This window comes from Cellulomonas sp. P5_C6 (assembly GCF_054049635.1).
The window spans coordinates 1-1,364 of record NZ_JBFULZ010000367.1 but is presented as its reverse complement, the minus strand read 5'-3'; the positions used below and the strand labels follow the sequence as shown (position 1 = coordinate 1,364).

Below are 1,364 nucleotides of genomic sequence, written 5' to 3'. Positions count from 1 at the left end.
CCGACGGCCACCGTGACGTCGCCCGACCGCGCGACGGCGGGCGTCCAGGCCGTCGAGGCGCTCGCGTCGTCGGCGCGCACGCACCAGAGCCGCGAGGCCTCGGCGTCGGCCGCGACGGCGTCGTCGACCGCGCGCTCGCCGGTCGCCGTGTGGACCAGCCAGGCGCCGTCGAGATCGGTGGACAGGTAGTCGCGCGCGCGCCAGGTCACGCCGCCCGCGGCGACGTGCTCCGCGAGGTCCTCGCACAGGGCGGGCGCGACGACCAGCAGGTCCGCGCCGTCCTCGACCAGTCGGGTCGCCCGCCGGGCGGCGACCGGGCCGCCGCCGACGACGACGACCCGACGGCCGCGGACGTCGAGCAGCAGGGCGTGCTGCGGCGCGCTCATATGCCGGACCCGGCGAACCAGTCGTCGTCGTCCTGCGCCGACGGCGCGGGGGTGAGCCGGTCGAGCAGGGTGGGGCCGATCATCCCTGCGGCGAGCGTGGTGCCGTCCGCCGGGTCGACCAGCAGGAACCCGCCGGTGCGCCGGTGCGTGGCGTACGGGTCCAGCACGATCGGCTCGGCGAGCCGGATCTTCACGCGACCGATCGCGTTGAGCGTGAGGGCCCGGGGCGGGATGTCCGAGGAGGTGTCGGTCGCGTCGACCGCGTAGCGCGTGTCGATCCCGTCCCACGCGTCGACCGTCAGCGCGTCGACGTCCAGCCGCGCGTTGACCTCTCGCAGGAGCGCGCGGACCGTGCGCGTGCCCACCCGGACCAGCAGGCGAGCACCCAGGACGCTGCGCTTCTCGGCCAGCCAGCACACGGTGCCCTCGAGGTCCGAGCCGACCTCGACGGTCTCCGCGGTCGGGACCAGGACGTCCCCCCGGGCCACGTCGACGTCGTCGGCGAGCCGCAGTGTCACCGACTGGGGCGCGTGCGCCTCGGTCAGCGGACCGTCGAACGTGTCGATCCCGACGACCGTGCTGTGCTTGCCGGACGGCAGGACGGTGACCTCGTCGCCGACCGACACCACCCCGGACGCGACCCGGCCCGCGTACCCGCGGTAGTCGGGGTGCTCCGCGGTGCGCGGGCGGATGACCACCTGCACGGGGAACCGGAACGGCTCGGAGAGCGCGTCGCGGCCCACCGGCACCGACTCGAGGTGCTCGAGCAGCGTCGGGCCGTCGTACCAGGGCGTCCGCGTCGAGCGGTCTACCACGTTGTCGCCGGCGAGCGCCGACAGCGGGACCGCGGTGACGTCCTCGATGCCGAGGCTCAGCGCGTACGCCGTGAACTCGTCGGCGATCGAGCGGAACGTGGGCTCGTCGAAGTCGACCAGGTCCATCTTGTTCACCGCGAGCACCACGTGCGGCACGCGCAGC

At 74.9% G+C, this 1,364-nt stretch carries 2 protein-coding genes; both read right to left on the bottom strand.

Annotation, left to right across the window (positions count from 1 at the left end; genetic code table 11):
- A partial coding sequence (locus tag ACXJKG_RS21180) for a precorrin-2 dehydrogenase/sirohydrochlorin ferrochelatase family protein (protein ID WP_456847685.1) occupies positions 1 to 386 on the bottom strand: 386 nt, incomplete at its 3' end.
- Positions 383 to 1,364 (bottom strand): elongation factor 1-alpha C-terminal domain-related protein (locus tag ACXJKG_RS21175; RefSeq protein WP_456847684.1); only part of this gene is annotated, 982 nt, incomplete at its 5' end. The genes ACXJKG_RS21175 and ACXJKG_RS21180, both read right to left, overlap by 4 nt.